Raw genomic sequence first — 22120 nt, 5'->3', positions numbered from 1 at the left:
CTAGTCATCCAGGCTTGATTCCACCTGTTGACGTTCGTATTGTTCTAGGTACCAGCCGCCTTCTTGCAACAGCGTCTCATGGGTACCTTGCTCTACGATTCGTCCTTTCTCCAGCACGACGATCCAGTCAGCATGTTCAATAGCAGACAGGCGGTGGGTGGAGATAAGTGTCGTCTTCCCGGAGCGTTTGCTCCGTATATTATCAATGATGCGTGCTTCGGTTCGGGCATCTACCGCAGACAGGGCATCGTCCAGTATGAGAATGTCAGGGTCAGCGATAAATGCTCTAGCCAACGATACGCGCTGTTTCTGTCCGCCAGAGAGGGCCACGCCCTTCTCTCCGACTAAGGTGTCCAGTCCATCGGATAAGGTTCCTAGATCCTGATCAAAGGCGGCGGTTCGTATAGCCTCCATAATTTGCTCATCCGGTGCATTCGGCAAGCCAAATTGGATATTCTGTCGCACCGTCTTGGAGAACAGAATCTGTTCCTGAGGAACATAGCCGATCCAGCCGTGCAATTGGTCAAGGGCAATGTTCTGGAGCGGTTCGTCGGAAATCGTAATTTCCCCGTCTCCAAGCGGATACTCATGCAGAATTTGCTTCAGTAAGGTTGATTTACCGCTGCCCGTTCTGCCAACGATACCGAGCGTCTCGCCACGCCGGATCGCCAGATCGATCTGATCGAGATTATCCACCGTGGAAGTAGGGTAGCGGAAGGTGACATTTTTAAATTGTATACTGTCTGGGGACTCCACATGTACCGGATTATCGACGTCCTGTACGTCAGGCTTGACATTCAGTGTCTCATTCACCCGATCCAGCGAGGCTCCGCCGCGCTGCATAATGTTGATCAGTTCGCCGATTGCGAACATCGGCCAGATCATCATCCCAAGGTACATATTGAAGGAGACAAGATCACCCAGGGTCAATTCATTCTGGAACACAAGGTAGATCCCATAAGTTAGGCCGATGGCATAGCTCAGCCCAACGAACAGGCGGATGGTTGGTTCGAAATAAGCATCGAGCTTAGCAACAGCTAGGTTTTTGTTATAGACATCATTCGTAATATCTTCGAATCTTTGCTCGTCATTACGTTCCTGTACATAGGCGCGGATGACGCGGATGCCAGCAACCGATTCCAAGACTTGGTCGTTCATGTCGCCAAATGCATCCTGTGCGAGTGTGTAACGTTCGTGAATGATCTTCCCATATATTTTCATTGCTAGTGCAATGAATGGCAGAGGGAGGATGGCTGCAAGTGTCAGCTTCCAGCTGATGAGTGTTCCCATGGCTACCAAGATAGTGGTTAAATAAGCCGTGGAATCCGTCAAGGTCAGCATTCCGAAGCCAACGGTCGTCGATACAGCACGCAGGTCATTCGTCGCCCGGGCCATTAGATCGCCTGTACGGCTGCGCTCGAAGAACGGCGGCGTCATCCGCAGTAGATGATTCATGAACCGAGTACGTAGCAGCCGTTCGACTAGATTGGAACCACCGAACAATTTGTGCATCCATACGTAAGTGATCATATAGATAAATGCCAGTATGCCGAGGATGAGTAGTATATATTTGGTCAGCGAGCCCCAAGTAATGGAGCCGGTGACGATTTCATCAATGGCGCTTCCAAGTAGGCGGGGCGGAGCAAGCTCTACAATGCCGACAAGGATCAGGAAGGTCACTCCTATCAGATAACGCTTTTTTTCCGTCCGAAGAACCAGCCTAAATTTTTTAATACAGAAAACATGTTCAGGTTTCCTCCTAACTCTCAAAGTACAGATGTTATTGTTTGTTCTCAGCTCTTTCGCTCTGCAGGTGAGGGAAACCTTAAGAAAACCCATTGATGTCTTCAAAGTTGAATGCCATCAATCCAAAGGTAGGTTTTCTTGCGAGATAAGGATGTGGACGTGATTGTGTAAATGCTTTCTTATCTCAAAAAAAAGACATACCGTCCGTAGACGATATGCCTTATAGATCTCCGCATATATCGCTAGCGCTCTTCAAAAGATGAAGCAGCCGTCGCGATATGGTCGATTAAATGTATCCATTGATAAAAAGACAAGGGAGTTAGTTAATCCATTCGAACCTGCAGGGCTACTTCGGTATTCAGTTGATGACGGTCCGTATCCATAAATACGGGATTAGGAAAAATGATTTGCACCGAATTTCACCCTTTCTGATTTGGTAATAGTTTACTTTGACGATTTTATCATCGGTTTTGCAAATGTGTCAATTCATTTTTTTTGTTTGGCTTTGTGGACAGATTCATCTACAATAAACATGATAGGAGGGAAAAAGCTATGCTAAATATTACAAACGAAGCCGCTGAGTGGTTTAAACAGGAACTTGACTTGCAAAAAGGGCAAGCCATTCGATTTTTTCCCCGTTATAGCTCAGGCGGAGGGGTACATCCTGGATTCTCACTTGGGATTGAAGTTAACGCACCGACGGCTCCAGGATTGCTGACTGAAGCCGGGGGTATCAAGTTCTATATGGAAGAGCGGGATTTATGGTATTTGGAAGGTTATCATTTCAATGTTACTTATAATGCGAGCTCCAGCGATATCGAGTATGAATATGAAGCAATTGAATCTAAATAATTGCTCTGCTGACTAGGAATTCGGATTCAAGATGTAAACAAGGCCCGCTATAGGCGGGCCTTGTTAGATCATGCTTATCATTGTACTTACTGGTTATAGAAAATACTGTCCTCTATGGCATAGTCGAAATCTCCGATATCGAATACTTGGACAGGGATCTCCGCTTCGACAATACGACGGATGAGCTCAATCTGGTCAGATAGAATTGGTACCTGCTCCCGTAAGGCGGTAAGAATGATCTCCGTTTCAATGGGGTCAAGAAATTCGCCGTAGCGTTCGTTATCGATCGCATTGACGATAGTCCATGCAATATTGTCGCCAAAAAGGATGGAAGGACTTTTGGACCAGGGGATACTTAGAGCACGTTCGATTTTTTTACGATTAAGCGGCTCTTCTAAATAAGTGATAAGCTCATTTATTTTATGTTTGACATGCAGATCGTCAGCGGGATCATGCATTAATGGTTCCTGACTATTCTGGAATTCATATAGTTCCATGATCGTACTGTAGGGAACGATATACTCCACAGGTGTAGGTGGTATTAACAATTCTCCGTAAATCGCCACCATCACGGCTTCAATGACAAATCTACGTGACATGATTCTCCTCCTAATGCGGCAACTTGTCTTCATCTGCTATGAAGTACATGTTCAAAAAGCCTAGTTTTGAACCTTCTCTATAAGCGAAGCGTGAAGACAATATCTTGATATTATTAGGAGTATATCATTATTGTCAGGGCAAATACAGTCCTCTCCTAAAAAACTGGAAACAAAGGAGAAATAGGATGAGCTCACTTGAAAATAACGCCAGGCAGTTACTATCGGAGGCAACATTGCAATGGCTTCAGCAGCAGGCGGGGCCGGGTTCGGCGATCGAGCAGGTCAACGCCTTGAAGGGAGGTGTCTCTTCAGCTGTGTTTCGAATAAAAGGTTCGAAGCATGGAGAAACGCACGAATATGTACTTAGACAATTCACAGATCACGAGTGGTTGGAAAGTGAGCCGGATCTCGCAGAGCATGAATCAGTGGCATTAAATAGAGCTTATGAAGCCGGTGTTCCTTCACCGCAGTGGATTGCAGGAGATTTTACCGGTGAGTTCTGTGGCATCCCTTCAGTTTTGATGACACGGTTAGATGGCGAGGTTATTTTGCGGCCGCTGGAGATGCAAGGCTGGCTTGATGGACTTGCTGGAGCATTGGCAGGGCTGCACGGTGCAGATACAACTCCGATGAAGTGGAAGTACTTTTCATACAATAATATCTCTGCTTTACAGATCCCTGATTGGACCAATTCTCCAGAGGCATGGGGGAAGATCATCAAGCGGGTTCAAGGGGATGTTCCAGCATATATGCCTCGCTTGATTCATCGCGACTATCATCCGACAAATGTACTTTGGGAGAATGGTAAGGTAAGCGGTATAGTGGATTGGGTCAACTGCTGCTATGGCCCGGCAGGGATTGACACAGGGCATTGCCGTGTAAATCTCGTGCAGCTGTATGGCGTCAAGACTGCTGATGCATTTCTTGAGGCTTATTTGCACAGTCCGGGAAGTACAGAGGAGGTTACAGACTGCTACTGGGATATGCTAAGTTTGACCGACTTTTTGTGGGGACCGCCAGAGGTATATCAGGGCTGGATTGACCTTGGCTTCACCGGTCTGAATCCGCAAATCATTTCAGCTCGGATAGACGAATATGCGGAGTCTCTGTCTGCAAGATTGTAATAAGGATAGAACTGTAAGATTTTATATCTAGAAAGACGACATGAGGGATGTGCAGAATTTGAAGTTTTGGAAGTCCTATTTTAAGTTTGTAAAGCCGTATACGAAGTGGATCATATTAACTCTAATTATTGGGATGCTGAAATTCGGGATTCCATCATTGCTGCCTTTGGTGCAGAAATATGTAGTAGACGACATTCTGATGAACGGGGCTATGGACATTGATCATAGAGTTTCGCAGTTGATGATCATACTTGGGATTACCTTCGTACTGTTCGTCATTGTCCGCAGCCCAGTGGAATATGCAAGGCAATATTTCGCTCAGTTCATTACAGCCAAAATTTTGTACGATTTGCGCAATAAGCTGTACAGTCATTTGCAGCGCTTGTCGCTTAAATATTATCAAAATACAAAGGTGGGAGAGATTATCTCTCGCTTCATTAACGACGCAGAGCAAACGAAGAATATTGTCGAGGTCGGCATGATGAATGTGTGGCTGGATACCTTCACGCTGGTGTTCGTACTCGGCTTCATGTTTTATTTGAATCCGATGTTGACCATCGTCTCGATATCTATCTTTCCACTGTATGCGATCGCGGTTAAAGTGCTGTACAAGCGCTTGAAAAAACTGACGAAGGACCGTTCGGCGGCTCTAGCTGATATTCAGGCTTATCTCCACGAGCGGATTCAAGGGATCTCGGTCATTCGCAGCTTCGCGTTAGAGAAGCATGATCGTAAGCAATTCGAGGTGATCAACGGAAAATACCTGAACAAGGCAATGGCTCACAGTCGTTGGAATGCATGGACATTCGCCGTTATTAATACGTTGACGGATATTGCTCCTCTGCTCGTCATCGGTTACGGAGGCTACCAGGTTATTCAAGGTCATTTGACGTTAGGAACCTTCATAGCTTTCTTCGGGTATTTAGATCGCTTATACGGGCCTCTGAAGCGGTTGATTAACTCCTCGACAATTCTGACTCAAGCCTCGGCATCCTGGGAGCGTGTGCTGGAATTGCTGGACGAGCCTTATGATATGACAGATGATAAGCATGCTGTAGAATTGCCGAAAGGAAGCCATTCTGTAGCTTTTCAAAATGTATGGTTCAAATATCAAGAGGATGGCGGCTGGGTGCTTAAAGATATTTCACTGCAGGTGAATCCAGGGCAGACAGTTGCATTCGTCGGGATGAGCGGTGGTGGTAAATCGTCATTAGTTGGCTTGATCCCGCGGTTCTATGATATTCAGAAGGGTTCTGTGATCGTAGGCGGCCAAGATGTACGACAGTGGACGATGGAGAGCCTGCGTAGCAAGGTTGGTATGGTACTACAGGATAATTTCCTGTTCAGTGGCACAGTCAGGGATAACATTATGCTTGGAAACCCGGAGGCAGACGAGGAGTCCGTCATTTCTGCAGCGAAAGCGGCCAATGCTCATGAATTCATTATGAACCTGTCACAAGGCTATGATACAGAAGTAGGGGAACGCGGCGTTAAGCTATCAGGCGGCCAGAAGCAACGGATCGCAATCGCTCGTGTGTTCTTAAAGGACCCACCGGTCCTCATTCTGGATGAAGCGACATCAGCACTCGATCTGGAATCCGAGCATTTAATTCAACAGTCGTTACAGCAATTGTCCAAGAGTAGAACAACCCTGATTGTGGCGCATCGACTATCCACGATTACACATGCTGATCAGATCATCGTTATGAAGGATGGTACAGTCGCTGAACGTGGAACTCATGAAGAACTGATGCAAACAGACGGTGTCTACTCTCAACTGTACAATATTCAGAATTTGAATGCTTAGAGCACTTATTGTTACATTTACAGATTTTATAAGTGTATGAACTTGCGAACGTAAGTTTGGCGATTATTCAGGGTGAGAGGGGCAATAATACATGGAAACTAAAGAGTTGACCGACCTCCAAGAACAGATGATCCGAGAGGCAGAGCAATTTGCCCGTGCGGAATTGGAGCATGACCAGACCGGGCATGACTGGTGGCATATCCAGAGGGTTGTTCAAATGGTCAAGCGGCTGTCCCGATCCGAGAAGGCGGATGAATTCATTTGCACGGTCGCTGCATTACTTCATGACGTTGCGGATGAGAAGCTTAATGTCTCGAAGCAGGCTGGATTAGACAAGGTCAACGACTGGCTTTCACAGCATGGCTTTAAGGGTGCGGACCAGGAGCACATTATTGAGATCATATCCAATCTATCCTACAATGCTGGAAAGAATCCACCGATGCGTACTTTGGAAGGTCAAGTTGTCCAGGATGCCGATCGGATCGATGCCATAGGGGCTATTGCTATTGCGAGGGCCTTCTTATATGCGGGGGTGAAGGGGCATCCCATCCATGACCCACAAATCCCTCCACGAAGCGAGATGACCACAGAGCAATATAGGCAAGAGAAAAGTACGGGAATCAATCATTTTCATGAGAAGCTGCTTAAATTGAATAGTCTGATCAATACAGAATCCGCGAAACAAATTGCGGCAGAAAGACACACGTACATGGAACAATATGTAGACCGTTTCTATCGTGAGTGGTCAGGAGAAGTATAAAAAAACAGGCCTCTGGATGAACTTCCAGAGGCCTGCTTGCTGTTTACATTTTGCCAATCAAGAGTGAGAGAATGCCCGCTGCGATAAGGGGGCCGACGGGAACGCCACGGAAGAAGGCAACTCCGAGCACAGTGCCGATCAGTAGTCCGGCGACAATCGTAGGCTGATTCCCCATCAGAGCAGCTCCGCGACCTCCTAACCAGGCTACGAGCATTCCGACACCCATCGCAAGGATCGACTTCCAATTGAAGAAGGATGACCATAACGTCTGCAATGAGAGTTTACCGCTGGCGACTGGGGTCATCACACCGATCGTCAATACGATAATCCCGATCGTAAGGCCGTACTTTTCCAACCATGGGAACATGAACTGCATATGAAGCACCCGTAGCAGGAGTAATACGATCATTGCCACGGTAATCGGCATATTGCTGCTAAAAATTCCGAGTGCTGCCATCAATAACAGTAGCAATGAAGTGATATCAATCTGATTCATAGCAAGCTCTCCTTAATAAAATGCATGATCAAAAGTTCCAATAAAGGCTATTCTCGTCCGAGAGTAGACATGATGTGATCCGCAATAATCCGTCCATGCCCGCGTCCCGTCTCAATAAATACCTCATTGGCATTTCTTCCTGAAGCGATAACTCCTGCGACATAGATTCCTGGTACATTTGACTCCATCGTCTCAGGGTTGAATTTCGGCTTCTCCATCTCATCGGTTAATTCCACGCCAGCCTCCTGAAGCAGCTTACGGTCAGGGCGGAAGCCGGTCAGCGCAAGCACAAAATCATTAGGAAGGTGGACATGGTTATGATCGCTTAATTCCACAACAATTTCCGAACCTTTGATCTCGATCACCCGGGAGGACAACATAAGATTGATTCTCCCTTTATTTACGAGACCCTCGAACAGCGGCTTCACCCAAGGCTTAATGGAGGATGAGAGTTCATCCCCACGATAGACCATCGTGATTTCTGCTCCAACGCGGGACAACTCCATAGCTGCATCCACGGCAGAGTTACTGCCACCAATAATAGCAACCTTCATCCCCGTATACGGATGGGCTTCTTGAAAATAATGGGACACTTTATCTGTATCTTCTCCAGGAATGCCGAGCATATTAGGATGATCAAAATATCCAGTAGAGATGATGACATAGCGTGTCTGATATTCCCAGGTCTCACCGCTCCGGGTAATGGAATGCACGTTAAAGCTACCATCCGGTAGCCGTTCGATCCTCGTTGCCTCCTCGTAAGATGCGATCGGTACTTCATACTGCTCGCTAACTTTACGGTAATAAGCCAAGGCTTCATGTCTAAATGGCTTCTCATTTGGAGTCGAGAAAGGCATATCGCCAATTTCGAGTAATTCAGCTGTACTGAAGAACTGCATATTCGTTGGATAAGAGAAAATCGAATGAACAAGGCAATGCTTCTCCAGAACTAGCGTATGTAATCCGCGACGCTGACATTCGATTGCAGCGGAAAGTCCGCATGGGCCAGCCCCGATAATAATAACATCCTGCATGGGATACCTCCTAGAGCGATAAAAATATATGGCAAATCATAAAAGATTAAACCATATCCATCCTACAGCAAAAGTTCTCTAATATCCAGATGTGCAAAAATGAATACATTTTTATGAAAAAGTTTGACAAATTAATGACAATCAACGTATAATGCGCTCAAATTGATAAATTAAGGATACACTAGTAGTGTAAACGTTTTCTTTGGAATAATTCATAAATAAGCTTATGGGAGGAAAAACCATGCTACTATTTTGGAAAAGGAGAAATAGCCGCAAGCCCCCCCTGTCGGAATTAAACCTACTATCCATGTTTCACTGGAGCAGGTAAAGAAGGCCGTGTTACAATTCGAAGCAGATATGCCTAAGGGAATTACGCGGAAATCACTACTTCTGCCGGATGGCAGCCTTGAACTATCGCGCTTGTCGAGATATTTAGGCGGTGTTAGCGATCAGAAGTTCTTTCTATCGAAGGAGACATACGAAATATTTGAAGAAGTAGATCGGGAAATTCCTTATTTTCTGGATATCGTTCAGGTAGCTGTAGATGATTATGTAGAGGAGCGAGGCAGACTTCCTGTTCTGAACAATTCGCAACATAATCAGGTCGATGTCCGCCTGCTAAGAGACCAGCATTATTTAAAGGAACTGCCACCATTTCCATTATACATCACAGACCAAGAGATGCTGCTGAGCCATCGGCGCAAAGAAATATAACTCTATTAGATGAAAAGAAGCGCAAGCCTGCATTTAGGCTTGAGCTTTTTTTATTGTACACTTATGATTAGATATCAACAAAGTCAAGACATTCATAGGGGAAGAAATGAGTATTAAGGCTATACTGTTTGATTTGGACAACACGTTAATGGATAGAGATTGGACATTCCGGCAATTTGCTACGCAGCTCATTAATGAGTGCTTGGTTAAGATGAGTGCGGAGGAACAGGAGAAGCAGATTGCTTATATGATCGAAAGCGATGCAGACGGGTATCGGGATAAGCAAGGATTCTTCCTGGAGCTAATTGAAAGACTTCCTTGGGTGAATCGACCGGATTTGGCCGAACTAACAAGATACTATAAGTTAAACTATATGACTCATGCTAGAGTAATGAACCATGGTGTCCGGACGTTGGAACAATGCAAGGCACTTGGATTAAGACTTGGTGTGATTACTAATGGTAAAAGCGAGCTTCAGCACGGAAAGATCGACCGACTAGGCTTGAGACCATTCTTTGATACAATAGTAGTGTCGGGTGATATTGGCATCAAGAAGCCGGACCCACGAATTTATATGACAGCCCTCGAAAGGCTAGGTACTGTAGCGGAAGAGACGATCATTGTGGGCGATCATCCGCGTAATGATTTATGGGGAGCTGCGGAGCTAGGGATCAGAGGTGTATGGCTTCACCGTGCTCATACTTGGGATGTAGAGGGCAGGCCTTGGCAAGAGATTCATGAATTGAATGAGCTTATTCCGTTGATCCAGGAGCAGATCAATCCTTAATGACGAAAGACCCGTAAGCGGATATTATCGCTCACGGGTCTTTCTATGTCTAGTAAAATTGAATGTCGATTTTAATAGAGCGATAGAGCCACAGTGTCAAATTCGCTCTTACTATGCAGGATCGCTTCGGATCCTTCAATTTCGATACTAATCAATGAATTCAAGCATTTCTTCAAGGCGTTCTTGCCATGTCGTAATTTGTTATCGAGAGCACTCGTTAGCAATTTTAATGTACGCTGAATAGGTTGTTTAGTATCTGTATTGAAATATACGGGTACTTGAACATTTTGGAAGTTAATTAAGATTCTCATATCAGATCACCTCTATACAGTGGTTTCATACTACTTATTGTAGGTTAGAATGCTTAAAAATAGATTAATATTTCATTATTTTTCAATTAATGTTTTGTGACGCTTGTAAGACATTCATACATATTTGCTTATATATTACTAGAAAAAAATACTAGACACAACATTTTCAAGTAAGTTACGTCAAATAAGTTGAACCGTCTCTTATATCATGGTAGATTGCTATATGGGATTCTCAAGTTGCTTATAAATAAAGGTTGTGCGAGGTAGTTTGTATGTAACGGCACACCTATTTTTGAAGTAAATGAAATAGGAAATTTGAACGAAGGAGGTGTAAATGTGAAGACAATAGAGTCAGATCAGCCGGACGAATTCATAATAAGCTCTATGGAATTGTATTTCTTGATTAATCTAGTAGGAGATAAAGGATTGCCGGATAAAGATACGGAAGCTTTTATTCGTAAGTCATGTAGTTCCGATTCTCCAGATCATATCTGGCGTGAAGGAAGAGAGTCGCTTATACGAAGAAGATATTTTATCCCCGGAGCAGATGGTGAGCTTAGGATTTCAGCCCAACTACTTATTACGCTCTGTCATATTTTTCTGGCCAAGAAAGCGTATTTGCATCAGTATATTTTAAACGGTCGGGAGTATGAGGAGTTTCTGTATATACATGAGGAGAAAGTTATAAGAATTGAATGTCTGAAGAGCGACGAAGGACAATATCGATTAACTTATTTGAACATAGATGACAACGAGCTGGTGCAATCCTTCGGCTGTACAGAGCAGAAGCTGCAGAACCCTGGAGAACTTCCGGCGCTTATGCTGTCCAGAAGTCAATTTGAAGAGATGATTTCTCGATCTAGTGAACTCTCTACAGAGGAACTAATCCAGCAGCTCTCGAATACTACTGATGATCAGGAAGCCGTAATAGCTTTAGCGAGATGCATAAAGTCCAATACCTCCAAAGGCTTGCTTCGTTTTTATATATGGAATCATAATACCTGGGAAGTTCAATGCGTACAATATATGTGTAACCACCATGTAAATTGGTTGATTCGATCAAGTGCGAATCATGATGAGGACTGGATGATAGCTACACCTACTTCTATGGAGAAAATTCAGGAGATGATCAAAGACTGGCTGACCGAGTCTACATCCTGAATACTCGAAATTACTAACTCTGAAAATCTTGAACAATTCTTTATCGAGGGGGAGCAGAGAATGGGTTCATTTTATGGTGATGATGATATACGTGATCTTCGCGAACGTGTGGAGCGGCTGGAAAGAGAGCTTGAACAATATAGAGGACGACCCGCCCGGTCTAGTAATTATTTTAAATGGTTTTTAACGGGTTTTCTCATTGTATTTGGGGTCATGATCCTGCTTGGAATCACGCAGTTTGTTTTAGCAGCTATATTTTAGCTGTGATCATCTAGAATTGAATCCAGACAAGCTCAAAAAAAGATTATCACAAGGTGATAGTCTTTTTTGTTGTGTATTTATAAGCATGTATAAATCACTTTTGAGACTGAACGTTGCAAAATAAGTTAATAGTGTATATAGTGTATATATACACTACAAACAAACATAACACTGAAGACAAAGAAGGTGAAGCATGAACATTTTACTGTCCCACTCTTCGGGAGAACCAATATATTCGCAGATTGTAAGGCAGATCCGCAGCGGTATTTTGCATGGGGAGCTTGCGCCAGGGAGTGCACTTCCGTCAATTCGCCAACTGGCCAAAGATTTGCAAATTAGTGTAATAACAACCAAGCGGGCATATGACGAGCTTGAGCAGGAAGGATTAATTGACTCGGTAGTGGGCAAGGGTTCGTTCGTATCAGGAGGAAATCAGGAATTTATCCGTGAACAGCAAATGAGACAATTGGAGAAACAGATCAGAGAGCTGTTGGATGGGGCTCATCACATTTCAGTGTCTACAGAAGAGCTAATCGAATGGATCAGGCTGTTAGATCAAGAAGGAGGTAATGAGGGATGAATGCAATTGAAGTTCAAGAAATAAGCAAGAGCTATAAAAATTACGAGTTATCAGACGTTACATTTCAGGTCCCCAAGGGATACATAACCGGGCTGATTGGTCCGAATGGAGCGGGCAAGAGTACGATCATTAAAATGATCATGGGGATTGTGGCGTCAGATCAGGGCAGCATTCAAGTGCTTGGGCAGGATACCCGGGGGATGAGGCTGTATATAAGAAGAAGATCGGTTACATTTCCGATGAGAATATTTTTTATGACTGGCTGAGCATGGAGCAGATGAAGAAGGTCGTTGCCCCTTTTTATGAAGATTGGGATGAGCAGGCATTCCAGAAATATATGGATTTGTTCGAGCTGCCTATGCGCAAGAAGATTAAGGACTGCTCTAAAGGAATGAAGATGAAGTATGCGATTGCGGTTGCGTTGTCGCATAATCCTTCGTTGCTCATTATGGACGAACCTACGGCAGGACTTGATCCGGTGTTCCGTCGTGAATTGCTAGAGATGTTGTCAGATTTCATACTGGATGAACAGAAGACGATTCTGTTCTCGACACATGTAACGACCGATCTTGACCGGATTGCGGACTATGTAACGTTCTTGAACCGGGGAGACTCGTATTTACGGATATGAAGGATGGAATTCTAGAGCGTTATGTACTTATAAAAGGTGGCAAGGAGCTACTAGATAATGACGTGCGCCGAGCCTTTGTCGGAGTTAGAGAGACGAGTATAGGATTTGAAGGGTTATCTGCCGATCGCAACAATGCCGTCTCTATGTTCAGCAATTCGGTGATGTACCAGCAGCCGACGCTGGAGGATATTATGTATTTTACGGTAAAGGAGAGTAAGGGCCGTGTCTAATATTTCGAATCTGGTACGCAAGGATTTTATTTTACTACGCCGTTATTTATGGATTGTCGCACTCTATGTGGTCGGATTCTCAGGCATGTTCTCAAGTAATAATCCGAATTTGCTGTATGGTCTCTTTCCGGGAATGATTCTGATTCTCGTCGTTGGCAGCGATATGCGGCTGGGCAATCAGCAGTTTCTGGTTACATTGCCGGTTAAACGCAGTATTATCGTGCTAGCTAAATATGTTTCTTCGATCTTGGCCCTTCTCCTGGCAGAGGTTGTTTGCTTTGGGGTTAGTTTCGGGATAAGTCAAATTAAGTCGGAAATCATTGTTAATGATTACATTATGATGATCGGGAGCTTGGCTTCAGTGCTGTTAATGATGTGTATTTATCTGCCTCTATACTACTGGCTTGGGGTACACGGAGCGCAATTTCTGAACATCGCTATGATGGTAGTTGTCATGCTAGGTAATGTCGCCGTCTCAAGTATTGTTGAAGAAGAGAATGGTCTCGAACGGATTTTCTCATGGATTAATTCTCATCAGGCAGGAAGTATCGCGCTTGGTATAAGCTCATTGCTGTTGATTATCTTCATATCCTATTTGATCTCTTTGTCCATCTTCAAGAGAAAGGATCTATGATGATTAAATAACCCCTCATTATGGGTAATCTTGTGACAGGGACTTTTGTATGGCCAGATTGTATGTGTCTATGTCGCATGATCTAATATGAGGAGCGTGTTCAATATGGCAGAGAATTTAAGCAAGCCCGGGAGATTCAGTGGAAGAACTGCGCTGATTACCGGAGCGGGCTCCGGGATCGGCAGAGCTGCAGCATTGAAACTAGCGGAGGAAGGGGCAAATATCGCTCTTTTCGATCTTATCGATGAACGTACCCGCAACACTGAGCAGCATATCAATGAAGTGATTCATGGACATTCGCGCGCCTTCGATGTCGATATCTCTGATCCGGCAAGGGTCGAGAAGGCTGTGAAGGAAGCGACCGATCTCTTTGGAGGTATCGATATTGTATTTGCCAATGCGGGAATAAATGGTGTGCTAGCCCCTGTAGATGAACTGAGCTTCGAGGATTGGGAGAAAACGTTAAGTATTAACCTAAGCGGTACTTTCCTGACCATCAAGCATACCGTGCCACATTTAAAACAGCGGGGGAGGAAGCATTATCATTACTAGTTCGATTAATGGTAACGACAGATTCTCCGGCTTCGGTATGTCGGCATATAGTACAACAAAGGCCGGTCAGGTGGCTTTTGCGAAAATGACTGCGCTTGAGTTGGCCAAATATAAAATTCGAGTAAACGTAATTTGTCCTGGTGCCATAAAAACGAATATTGATAAGTCCACAGAGGTAAGTGATGAACTGAAGGAGATCGTAATTCCGGTCGAGTATCCGGAGGGTTCGCAGCCGTTAGCGGATGGTCCAGGTCAACCGGAGAATGTAGCAGATCTAGTTGCATTTTTGGCCAGTGATGAATCCGTACATATTACTGGTGCACGAATTGTCATCGACGGAGCAGAATCGCTGTTGTAGCTTGTGATTCTGCAGCCAAGGGTACCACCTCAATTGAAAGAGCCCCTGTCTCACCTCTGGATTAGGTGGGCAGGAGCTGGCGAATGATTTGTTGTGTCAGTATAAAAGGCTGGTGTGAAACATGCTGCGGCGAGAAGCTACTGACCAGTTCGCTCGCCCGGACTGTCTCTGGTTTACTGATGATTCCGCAAATATAGGCGATCCATCCGACGATCGCCTCCGGCTTCGCGCCAGCTGTGCGTAGCGCGGAAATGCCCAAATCGCCATGCCGCTTAGCTAGGCGATGTCCATCTTCGCCGAGCAACAGAGGTGCGTGGGCGAAGGTAGGCGGGGTTAGCTCCAGCGCTTGGTAGAGCTGGAGCTGGCGAGGCGTGGAATCGAGTAGATCCGCGCCACGCAGTACATCGGTGATGCCCATGAGGGCATCATCCACGGTGACGGCGAGCTGATAGGAATACATATCGTCCGCTCGCCGTACGATAAAGTCCCCGCCGCTGCCGGGCGGGAACGATTGAGGGCCAAAGATGCCATCTTCAAAGGAGATGGCACTCTCGCCAAGAGCAAAACGCAGTGAAGGCGTCTTGCTCTTGGCTTTTTCTTTGCGCTCCGCTTCGCTCAGGAAGCGGCAGGTTCCGGCGTAAGCCGTGCCCTCGGAGGCGAGGCCGTGCGGTGCATCAGCCACACCCAATAGTTCGGCACGGCTACAGTAGCAGGGATAGAGACGGTGCTTGGCCTGCAGCTTGACTAAGGCATCATGGTATAGCGCGAGCCGCTCACTCTGCCAATACGAGCCATAGGTTCCGCCAATCTCAGGCCCTTCATCCCAATCAAGTCCAAGCCATTTCAGGTCGCCAATGATTCTCTCTGTAATCTCCGGTCTGGAGCGCTGTATGTCAATGTCTTCAATTCGCAGAATAAATTGTCCGCCAATAGAACGGATCTGCAGCCAAGACAACAGCGCGATTTTGGCGTTGCCGAGGTGCATATCTCCTGATGGAGTTGGCGCAAAGCGTCCTCGTCTCATCTTCCATCACTTCCTCGTATTCGTAACTCTGTTCAGATCACTTGCTGCTGAACATTGTGTATCAAACCGTATGTAGTTGATGTACCTTGACTTTCCTAGCCATTATAACTCGTTCGTGGAGAGCTGTGAATAAGAGCTGTCTGAATAAAGAATCAAAGCTTGCGTAGCACAAGTGAATTCTATACGCTATTAACATGATAAATAGCAGAGATCATCTTCTCTAGTTCTTTTAAAAGCTTAAATTGAATACACAGGAGTTATTTATGAATATTTCACAACCAATGCCAATAGATGAAGTGTTGCCAGTATTGATAGAAAAGCTACAAGAGTCTGGACGAGCCGTCCTGACTGCGGAGCCGGGGGCGGGAAAGACAACGCGAACGCCGTTGGCTTTGTTGAATGAGGCGTGGCTGGATGGCCAGGGCATTATCATGTTGGAGCCTAGGCGTCTTGCTGCGCGTGCCGCAGCCGTCTATATGGCACAGCAACTGGGCGAAAGCGTCGGAGAGACGGTTGGGTACCGTATTCGCACGGAGAGCCGGGTGTCTGCCCGTACTCGAATTACCGTTGTGACAGAAGGGATTCTGACCAGGATGCTGCAGAATGACCCAGGTCTGACCGGAATCGGGCTGATTATATTTGATGAATTCCATGAGCGCAGTCTGCACGCGGATCTTGGACTGGCGCTGGCGATGCAGAGCCGCTCCTTATTACGCGAGGATTTACGCATTCTGGTCATGTCGGCGACATTGGATGCCGTCGCCGTGGCTGATCTGCTTGAAGACGCACCAGTCATTGAGTGCAAAGGTAGCATGTATCCCGTGGAGACGATTTACGTACCTTCGCGGCAGAATGAACCGCTGGAATCGGCGGCAACTCGTACTATTCTGCAGGCGCTACATGATCATTCGGGAAGTCTGCTTGTGTTCCTACCCGGTGCAAGGGAGATCCGCCGTGTGCAAAGCGCGTTGGACCAGGAGCAGCGGTTGGGTAGCGATGTGCTAATTACCCCGCTATATGGATCTCTGCCGCAGGACTTACAGCAGCAGGCAATTGCTGTACCGCCTTCGGGCAAGCGTAAGATCGTGCTGGCGACGTCCATCGCTGAGTCGAGTCTGACCGTAGCCGGGATTACGGTCGTCATCGATAGCGGCCTGCGGCGTACCGCGTTGTTCTCACCGCGTACCGGCATCAGCCGCTTGTGACGATGCGCGCGGCGCGTGACTCGGCCGATCAGCGCCGCGGCCGCGCGGGCCGTCTCGCTCCAGGCGTGTGTTACCGCCTTTGGAGCGAGGCCGAGGACCGGCTGCTGGCCCGGCCACGCCGCCGGAAATGCTGGAGGCGGACCTGACGCCGCTTGCCCTTGAGCTGGCTGCCTGGGGCGCCAGCCCGGAGGAGTTGAGCTGGCTGGACGAGCCGCCAGCCGCTCCATACCGTCAGGCAACCGAGCTGCTGCGCCAGCTCGGCGCACTAGATGCGGCCGGCGCTATTACACAGCACGGCCGCCATATGGCCTCGCTTGGATTGCATCCGCGACTCGCCCATATGTTGCTGCGCGCGGTCCCGCTCGGGCTCTCCCGCGCCGCCTGCCGTCTGGCCGCTCTACTCGAAGAGCGCGACCTGTTCCGCGGGCAAGCCGCTGCTAATGATAGCGATCTGCGCATACGCTTATCGCTTGTGATGGCAGCCCGCGAAGAGGATAGCCAGCGTTCCGTGGTAACGCATGGCGCGGATGTGGACCGCTTCGCTTTGCAGCGGTTGCTGCAGGTCAGCGGTCAATGGGAGCGGCAGCTTCATAAGATGGCTGCAGATATCCAGTCAAGTAGCGGGACAGCTCGTGATAAGGCCGATGATTGGCTGTCCTTTTGCGGACTGCTCGTCTCCATGGCTTATCCGGACAGGATCGCTCAGCGACGCTCAGACGGAAGATACTTGTTGAGCTCAGGACGGGGAGCGGCCTTTCGGAATAGGCAACTACTCAGTGAAGAACCGTTTCTTGCTATTGCAGAGGTCGATGACGAAGGAACAGAGGGCCGTATTTTACTGGCCGCTCCGCTGCCGGAGGAATATGTATATGAGTATTATCGAGACCAGATGGAGGAGAGCGCCCATGCGGATTGGGATGAACAGACAGGAACAGTGCGGGTGCGCCGTCGCCTATTCTTGGGAGCAATTCTGCTACAGGATAAACCTGATCCAAATCCGACCGCTGAGCGGATTACAGAAGCTTTGCTTGGTGCAGTAGCAGAGCAAATCGATAAGCTGCTGCCTTGGAATGCCAAGTCAAGACAACTACAAGCTCGGGTTGAGTTTTTGCGCCGTCTTGATACTTCTTGGCCAGAGCTAAGTGATGAAGCATTAGCCAATCATGTTCATGAATGGCTAGCTCCTTATGTAGTCGGTATGCGCAAGCGTTCGCAGCTCGAGAGCCTGTCAATGTATACGATTCTGGAAAATTTGATCGGCTGGAATCGAATGCAGGAGCTTCAGTCTGAAGCCCCTACCCATCTACTGGTACCAAGTGGTTCCAAAATACCGATTCAATATGAGGGTCCGCAGGCGCCATTTGTCTCAGTCCGTCTGCAGGAGGTATTTGGCATGATGGAGACGCCTCGAATTGCCTACGGACGCGTTCCGATTACACTGCATCTGCTGTCACCTGCTAGCCGGCCGGTCAAGTGACCGCGGATCTGCGAAGCTTCTGGAGCGGTACTTACTTCGAGATCAAGAAGGATCTGAAGGGCCGCTATCCGAAGCATTATTGGCCGGATGATCCGTTGGAGGCGACAGCCACCCGCAAGGTGCGCCCAGATCGCAATCTCTAACGAAACACCATATCGCTATTTACGCCAAAACCGGCCTTTAAAAATTTTAACGAAACTGAGTATCGCTATTTTGCTAAATAAGCCACTAAAGGCCTGTATTTGTTACAAATAACGTTACGTAGTTTCGTTAGAATAATTATCCACGTATTTTCGAAGGAATAACGATACATAGTTTCGTTAGAACAAATCTATGTATGGATTGTCCCTTCTTACTATCCCTGGAGCCAAACATAATGACAAATTTTCTTCGATTCCATATAAAAGCCTGCGCCGACTTTATAAAAAACAGCCTGTTGACCACTCAACAGGCTGTTTTTCTTCGTATGTATATTTGTGCCCCATCTTAGTTGTATTGCTACTCATCTCTTTCGAAGCTCTGAAGGCGCGATACCGAAATACTCTGAAAATTGCTTGGAAAAGTAATGGATACTTGAATAGCCAAGGTTTTCTGCTATTGACGTGATGGATTGATCACTCTCATGAATCATGGCGTAAGCTCTTTGCATCTTAATACGGACCAGATACTCTTTTGGTGAAAGACCTGTCATTTTCCTGAACAAACTATAAAACTGCGATTTTTTTAAATGACATTGTTCAAGCCAATGTTGATAGGGTGGATGTCCTCCCGGAAGCTGCTCCATCAAATCGATGATTTTCTGAATTCGGTAATCTGGAATATTGTCAGATAATTTAAGATTGGTTAACTGGAGAATCCAGCTGTATAGCAAGCTATTTACAATTTCGTCTTTAAAATGAATAGCAACACGATTTAACCTTACGATTTGGATAAAGGTCTGCATCATTTCAGGGTAACCGGATAGCTGAATCACTCCCATTAATGAGTCAAGCGCCTTTTTATCTTCAACTACAGACATTAAATCTTCATCAAAGTCCCGAGGGGGATCAAAATATAGGTGGATCATGGTTTGTTTCTTTAAGTAAAAATCGCAGTACATATCGTAAGCAGAAATCGGCTGGGTTTCACTAATATCAAAGGAATGATTAACCCCAGGAGGAATGAATAGTAGCGTTCCTCTTCGTAGCGGATAGCTGCGACCGTTCATATGAATGGTGCCCATTCCTTTGTCAATAAGATGAAAGGCGCAACAATATCCAAATCGATTCCGTTCTTTGACTCTGCCAGAGTACGAAAAATAATGCGCGGCTCGGATTGAAGGCGTAATAGAAACAATGGATGACATTTCCTGCATCATATCCCTCTCCAATTTACAAAAAGATAAATTTAGAGTAACCAGCTTACTACCTAAGAGTCAAGTATCGTCTTCGAGCATGAGTCTATTTTATTTACCGGAAAGTAGTACAAGGGAGCGGAAGTTATTCTAAATACTATATGGATCAAAAGGAAGATAATAAAGCTAGAGCGGAACCGATTTTTGTATTGAAATACGGGGGGTACGGAATGAGAAATGTCGTTCAAGCAGCAGTGAGATTGACTGGACCTGATGGGGGAGTAGAACTTCCGATCGGAGAATATTCACAATCCAACTTAAAAGAATTTGGGTTAATAGAGAATAGTACCTACAGCTCAATTGAGGTGGCGAAAGGGTATCAAGCTGTTTTATATGTGGATGATCATTTTAGAGGGAAATCAACCGTTCTTGGTGAGGGTTTGCACGGGAAGATAGAGGTGGCGAACGAAGTTTTCTCTCTAAAATTTGGCTCGATTCGTATTATTCAACCTATATTTCTATCGCCGGAGGAACGTGATCATCATGAGATAGAGCGGGCTATTGATGGATGGTGGCCTGAGTCGCTAGAGAACATGGAGTCCCGGATGGCATGGTGGAGAGAAGCTAGATTTGGATGTTTTATACACTGGGGATTGTATTCCCTGTCAGGGGGAAGATGGAAGGGTAGCAAGTCAGTAGGTTATGCGGAGCATTTGATGAGAATGAAGAAGATTAGCCAGCAGGAGTACCAAGAAATATTCATCGATGAATTTAATCCGTTGAAGTTCAATGCCGAGAGTTGGGTGCAATCGATCAAGGCGGCAGGGATGAGGTATCTCGTGATTACAGCTAAGCATCATGATGGATTTGCGCTCTACCCTTCCGATGCTTATCCCTATGATATTCGTATGACTCCATTCAATCGCGATCCTCTACTAGAGTTAAAGGAGGCATGCGCAAAACATGATATTAAGTACGGATTCTACTATTCGCATGCTTTCGATTGGGAGCACCCTGATGCACCTGGTAACGACTGGGAATACTCGAATCCTGGCGGGGACCTTAGACTTTATGAAGGTGAAGGAAAGCTGTGGTTCACTGAACATCCCGAGCTGGTGCCTAGAGTGGCGGATAACTACGTAGACCATAAATCCATTCCGCAAATTATTGAACTGATCAATAAATATGAACCGGATATTTTATGGTTTGATACCCCACATAAGCTACCTCTGTCCGAAAATCTCAGAATTTTGGAGGCAATCCGTAAAGCAGACAATCGGATCGTGGTCAACGGACGTTTGGCCGTAGGGCAAGGTTATGATACATTTGCGGATTATGTGAACACCGGAGACCGTGCACATGAGATCATTCCCTGTGAGGGAGATTGGGAGACCATTCCGACAACCAATGAGTCCTACGGTTATTCGATAGACGATAATAGTCATAAACCGGTGTCCGAGCTCATTCAATTGCTAGTGAAAGCCGCGGCACGCGGAGGCAATGTGCTTATGAATCTAGGACCGAAAGGGGATGGAGCCATCGATGAACGAGACATGGTCATCCTCCAAGAGATTGGCATATGGCTTGATACTCACGGGGAGAGTATTTACGGAACTACCGCAACACCGCTCGAGGTTCAGCAATGGGGCGAATCCACAAGAAAAGAAAATATGCTCTATCTTCATGTGTTCGATTGGCCGGAGGATGGAAAGCTGGTGTTAGGCGGGTTGATGAATCATATTCATAAAGCATGGGTATTGTCCGATAAGTCCCAACAATCACTGGCAACCCGAAGGTTAAATTATTGTGATTGGATCATTGATCTTCCTATATCCACCCCAACTAATTCCTCCAGTTGCACGGTTATCGCGGTAGAGGTAGCAGGAGAGCCCCGGGTTTGTTCAGGGCGTCTGATCGGTGAAAAGGGCATTAACGTGTTAAGAAGCTTCGATGCCATAGTTAGTGGGGGAATGGGCTACGGAGACGGTAAGAAGGGCAATGAATACATCGACAACTGGACAAGCATGAGTCAACGTGTAACATGGAAAATCCGCGCCTATCATTCCATGAGAGTCAAGGTAATACTCAAATATAAGGCTTTGGACGATATGGGCGGCGTGGTTCAGGTCGAGTTAGGTGAAAAGATGTATCAGGAACGAATTGAAACAGGCACGGATTATACCACGGTCGAGCAAGAATTTAGGATATTGGCTGGCAAACAAGATTTATCCATTGTGGCTGCCCAGATTGATGGTACAGAGTTAATGAGACTCTACTCGGCAACGATCATACCACTTGAGGTGTATGAAGATGGAATAAGAGAGACATTCGAACGAGATCTCACTGATGTGGGAGAATAGCGTAGGAGGGACTTTAAAAGACGGAAACTGGACAATTTATTGATCGATTGCTACCAGCCCCATTAGATGGTGGATTCGCGATGG

The 22120-nt window shown here is 46.2% G+C and carries 19 protein-coding genes and 4 pseudogenes; 16 read left to right on the top strand and 7 right to left on the bottom strand.

What is annotated here, in order from left to right; genetic code table 11:
- Nucleotides 1–1745, bottom strand: a pseudogene (locus RE628_RS16425) (ABC transporter ATP-binding protein).
- A 553-nt stretch (nt 1746–2298) separates the two neighbouring features.
- Between RE628_RS16425 and RE628_RS16420 the strand changes: the two are divergent.
- Nucleotides 2299–2598 (top strand): HesB/YadR/YfhF family protein, encoded by a 300-nt coding sequence (locus RE628_RS16420; protein WP_309154087.1) that lies wholly within the window; start codon nt 2299–2301, stop codon nt 2596–2598.
- A gap of 86 nt (nt 2599–2684) precedes the next feature.
- Here the strand turns inward: RE628_RS16420 and RE628_RS16415 are convergent, their stop codons facing one another.
- Nucleotides 2685–3197 carry an ADP-heptose synthase gene (locus RE628_RS16415; protein WP_309154086.1) on the bottom strand — a complete coding sequence of 171 codons (513 nt, stop codon included), beginning with the start codon at nt 3195–3197 and terminating at the stop codon, nt 2685–2687.
- A 185-nt stretch (nt 3198–3382) separates the two neighbouring features.
- Here RE628_RS16415 and RE628_RS16410 point away from each other — a divergent pair, with 185 nt between their 5' ends.
- The 3 genes from RE628_RS16410 to RE628_RS16400 all read left to right on the top strand — a co-directional run bounded on the left by RE628_RS16410 (nt 3383) and on the right by RE628_RS16400 (nt 6888).
- Nucleotides 3383–4321, top strand: a complete 939-nt coding sequence (locus RE628_RS16410) for a phosphotransferase family protein (protein ID WP_309154085.1) — start codon at nt 3383–3385, stop codon at nt 4319–4321.
- A gap of 58 nt (nt 4322–4379) precedes the next feature.
- Nucleotides 4380–6128: an ABC transporter ATP-binding protein gene (locus RE628_RS16405; protein ID WP_309154084.1), complete on the top strand. Its 1749-nt coding sequence runs from the start codon at nt 4380–4382 to the stop codon at nt 6126–6128.
- 91 nt (nt 6129–6219) lie between these two features.
- Nucleotides 6220–6888 (top strand): HD domain-containing protein, encoded by a 669-nt coding sequence (locus RE628_RS16400; protein ID WP_309154083.1) that lies wholly within the window; start codon nt 6220–6222, stop codon nt 6886–6888.
- A gap of 43 nt (nt 6889–6931) precedes the next feature.
- Here RE628_RS16400 and RE628_RS16395 read toward each other — a convergent pair whose 3' ends face one another.
- Together RE628_RS16395 and RE628_RS16390 are read right to left on the bottom strand one after the other, a co-directional pair.
- Entirely contained in the window at nt 6932–7384 is a 453-nt protein-coding gene (locus RE628_RS16395) for a DUF441 domain-containing protein (RefSeq protein WP_309154082.1), read from the bottom strand.
- Between the two features lie 47 nt (nt 7385–7431).
- A complete protein-coding gene (locus RE628_RS16390) occupies nt 7432–8448 on the bottom strand; it encodes a YpdA family putative bacillithiol disulfide reductase (RefSeq protein WP_309159484.1) in 1017 nt (338 codons plus the stop codon).
- A 306-nt stretch (nt 8449–8754) separates the two neighbouring features.
- Between RE628_RS16390 and RE628_RS16385 the strand changes: the two genes are divergently transcribed.
- Both RE628_RS16385 and RE628_RS16380 read left to right on the top strand, forming a co-directional pair.
- Nucleotides 8755–9132: a DUF3939 domain-containing protein gene (locus tag RE628_RS16385; RefSeq protein WP_309154081.1), complete on the top strand. Its 378-nt coding sequence runs from the start codon at nt 8755–8757 to the stop codon at nt 9130–9132.
- Between the two features lie 106 nt (nt 9133–9238).
- The gene (locus RE628_RS16380; RefSeq protein ID WP_309154080.1) at nt 9239–9919 is read left to right on the top strand and encodes an HAD family hydrolase; all 681 of its coding nucleotides are present in this window, start codon (nt 9239–9241) and stop codon (nt 9917–9919) included.
- Between the two features lie 71 nt (nt 9920–9990).
- Here RE628_RS16380 and RE628_RS16375 read toward each other — a convergent pair whose 3' ends face one another.
- Nucleotides 9991–10230 carry a hypothetical protein gene (locus RE628_RS16375; protein WP_309154079.1) on the bottom strand — a complete coding sequence of 80 codons (240 nt, stop codon included), beginning with the start codon at nt 10228–10230 and terminating at the stop codon, nt 9991–9993.
- A 336-nt stretch (nt 10231–10566) separates the two neighbouring features.
- Between RE628_RS16375 and RE628_RS16370 the strand changes: the two genes are divergently transcribed.
- The 8 genes and pseudogenes from RE628_RS16370 to RE628_RS16335 all read left to right on the top strand — a co-directional run bounded on the left by RE628_RS16370 (nt 10567) and on the right by RE628_RS16335 (nt 14637).
- Nucleotides 10567–11391 carry a hypothetical protein gene (locus RE628_RS16370; RefSeq protein WP_309154078.1) on the top strand — a complete coding sequence of 275 codons (825 nt, stop codon included), beginning with the start codon at nt 10567–10569 and terminating at the stop codon, nt 11389–11391.
- A gap of 60 nt (nt 11392–11451) precedes the next feature.
- Nucleotides 11452–11652 (top strand): hypothetical protein, encoded by a 201-nt coding sequence (locus RE628_RS16365; RefSeq protein WP_309154077.1) that lies wholly within the window; start codon nt 11452–11454, stop codon nt 11650–11652.
- 193 nt (nt 11653–11845) lie between these two features.
- On the top strand, nt 11846–12232 hold the full coding sequence (locus RE628_RS16360) for a GntR family transcriptional regulator (RefSeq protein WP_309154076.1): 387 nt from the start codon (nt 11846–11848) through the stop codon (nt 12230–12232).
- Nucleotides 12229–12638: pseudogene (locus RE628_RS16355) on the top strand (ATP-binding cassette domain-containing protein); the annotation flags it as partial. The gene RE628_RS16360 and the pseudogene RE628_RS16355, both read left to right, overlap by 4 nt.
- Nucleotides 12624–12863: an AAA family ATPase gene (locus RE628_RS29690; RefSeq protein ID WP_375143120.1), complete on the top strand. Its 240-nt coding sequence runs from the start codon at nt 12624–12626 to the stop codon at nt 12861–12863. The pseudogene RE628_RS16355 and the gene RE628_RS29690, both read left to right, overlap by 15 nt.
- Complete coding sequence (locus RE628_RS16345) at nt 12860–13093, top strand: hypothetical protein (protein ID WP_309154074.1); 234 nt, start codon at nt 12860–12862, stop codon at nt 13091–13093. Before RE628_RS29690 ends, RE628_RS16345 begins: the two co-directional genes overlap by 4 nt.
- On the top strand, nt 13086–13727 hold the full coding sequence (locus tag RE628_RS16340) for an ABC-2 transporter permease (protein ID WP_309154073.1): 642 nt from the start codon (nt 13086–13088) through the stop codon (nt 13725–13727). The genes RE628_RS16345 and RE628_RS16340 overlap by 8 nt, the downstream gene beginning before the upstream one ends.
- Nucleotides 13728–13832: 105 nt before the next feature.
- Nucleotides 13833–14637, top strand: a pseudogene (locus RE628_RS16335) (SDR family oxidoreductase).
- A 61-nt stretch (nt 14638–14698) separates the two neighbouring features.
- Here the strand turns inward: RE628_RS16335 and gluQRS are convergent.
- Nucleotides 14699–15661, bottom strand: coding sequence for a tRNA glutamyl-Q(34) synthetase GluQRS (gene gluQRS, locus RE628_RS16330; RefSeq protein WP_309154072.1), 963 nt, complete (start codon nt 15659–15661; stop codon nt 14699–14701).
- Nucleotides 15662–15924: 263 nt separating this feature from the next.
- Between gluQRS and hrpB the strand changes: the two are divergent.
- Nucleotides 15925–18486, top strand: a pseudogene (gene hrpB, locus RE628_RS16325) (ATP-dependent helicase HrpB).
- Between the two features lie 359 nt (nt 18487–18845).
- Here the strand turns inward: hrpB and RE628_RS16320 are convergent.
- Nucleotides 18846–19700 (bottom strand): AraC family transcriptional regulator, encoded by an 855-nt coding sequence (locus RE628_RS16320; RefSeq protein ID WP_309154071.1) that lies wholly within the window; start codon nt 19698–19700, stop codon nt 18846–18848.
- A gap of 137 nt (nt 19701–19837) precedes the next feature.
- On the opposite strand from RE628_RS16320, the gene RE628_RS16315 reads away from it, so the two are divergent.
- Complete coding sequence (locus RE628_RS16315; protein WP_309154070.1) at nt 19838–22036, top strand: alpha-L-fucosidase; 2199 nt, start codon at nt 19838–19840, stop codon at nt 22034–22036.
- The last annotated feature ends 84 nt before the right edge of the window (nt 22037–22120 follow it).

Source organism: Paenibacillus sp. D2_2, assembly GCF_031199965.1.
Classification (GTDB): Bacteria; Bacillota; Bacilli; order Paenibacillales; family Paenibacillaceae; genus Fontibacillus.
This window is presented reverse-complemented; position numbering and strand designations above follow the sequence as displayed.

Bases quoted from the DNA above. Each gene is read 5' to 3' on its own strand.
- RE628_RS16375 (WP_309154079.1), bottom strand. From the start codon at position 10,230: ATGAGAATCTTAATTAACTTCCAAAATGTTCAAGTACCCGTATATTTC.
- RE628_RS16395 (WP_309154082.1), bottom strand. From the start codon at position 7,384: ATGAATCAGATTGATATCACTTCATTGCTACTGTTATTGATGGCAGCA.
- RE628_RS29690 (WP_375143120.1), top strand. From the start codon at position 12,624: ATGAAGATGAAGTATGCGATTGCGGTTGCGTTGTCGCATAATCCTTCG.
- RE628_RS16415 (WP_309154086.1), bottom strand. From the start codon at position 3,197: ATGTCACGTAGATTTGTCATTGAAGCCGTGATGGTGGCGATTTACGGA.
- RE628_RS16420 (WP_309154087.1), top strand. From the start codon at position 2,299: ATGCTAAATATTACAAACGAAGCCGCTGAGTGGTTTAAACAGGAACTT.
- RE628_RS16400 (WP_309154083.1), top strand. From the start codon at position 6,220: ATGGAAACTAAAGAGTTGACCGACCTCCAAGAACAGATGATCCGAGAG.
- RE628_RS16315 (WP_309154070.1), top strand. From the start codon at position 19,838: ATGGATCAAAAGGAAGATAATAAAGCTAGAGCGGAACCGATTTTTGTA.
- RE628_RS16380 (WP_309154080.1), top strand. From the start codon at position 9,239: ATGAGTATTAAGGCTATACTGTTTGATTTGGACAACACGTTAATGGAT.
- RE628_RS16365 (WP_309154077.1), top strand. From the start codon at position 11,452: ATGGGTTCATTTTATGGTGATGATGATATACGTGATCTTCGCGAACGT.
- RE628_RS16360 (WP_309154076.1), top strand. From the start codon at position 11,846: ATGAACATTTTACTGTCCCACTCTTCGGGAGAACCAATATATTCGCAG.
- RE628_RS16410 (WP_309154085.1), top strand. From the start codon at position 3,383: ATGAGCTCACTTGAAAATAACGCCAGGCAGTTACTATCGGAGGCAACA.
- RE628_RS16345 (WP_309154074.1), top strand. From the start codon at position 12,860: ATGAAGGATGGAATTCTAGAGCGTTATGTACTTATAAAAGGTGGCAAG.
- gluQRS (WP_309154072.1), bottom strand. From the start codon at position 15,661: ATGAGACGAGGACGCTTTGCGCCAACTCCATCAGGAGATATGCACCTC.
- RE628_RS16320 (WP_309154071.1), bottom strand. From the start codon at position 19,700: ATGATGCAGGAAATGTCATCCATTGTTTCTATTACGCCTTCAATCCGA.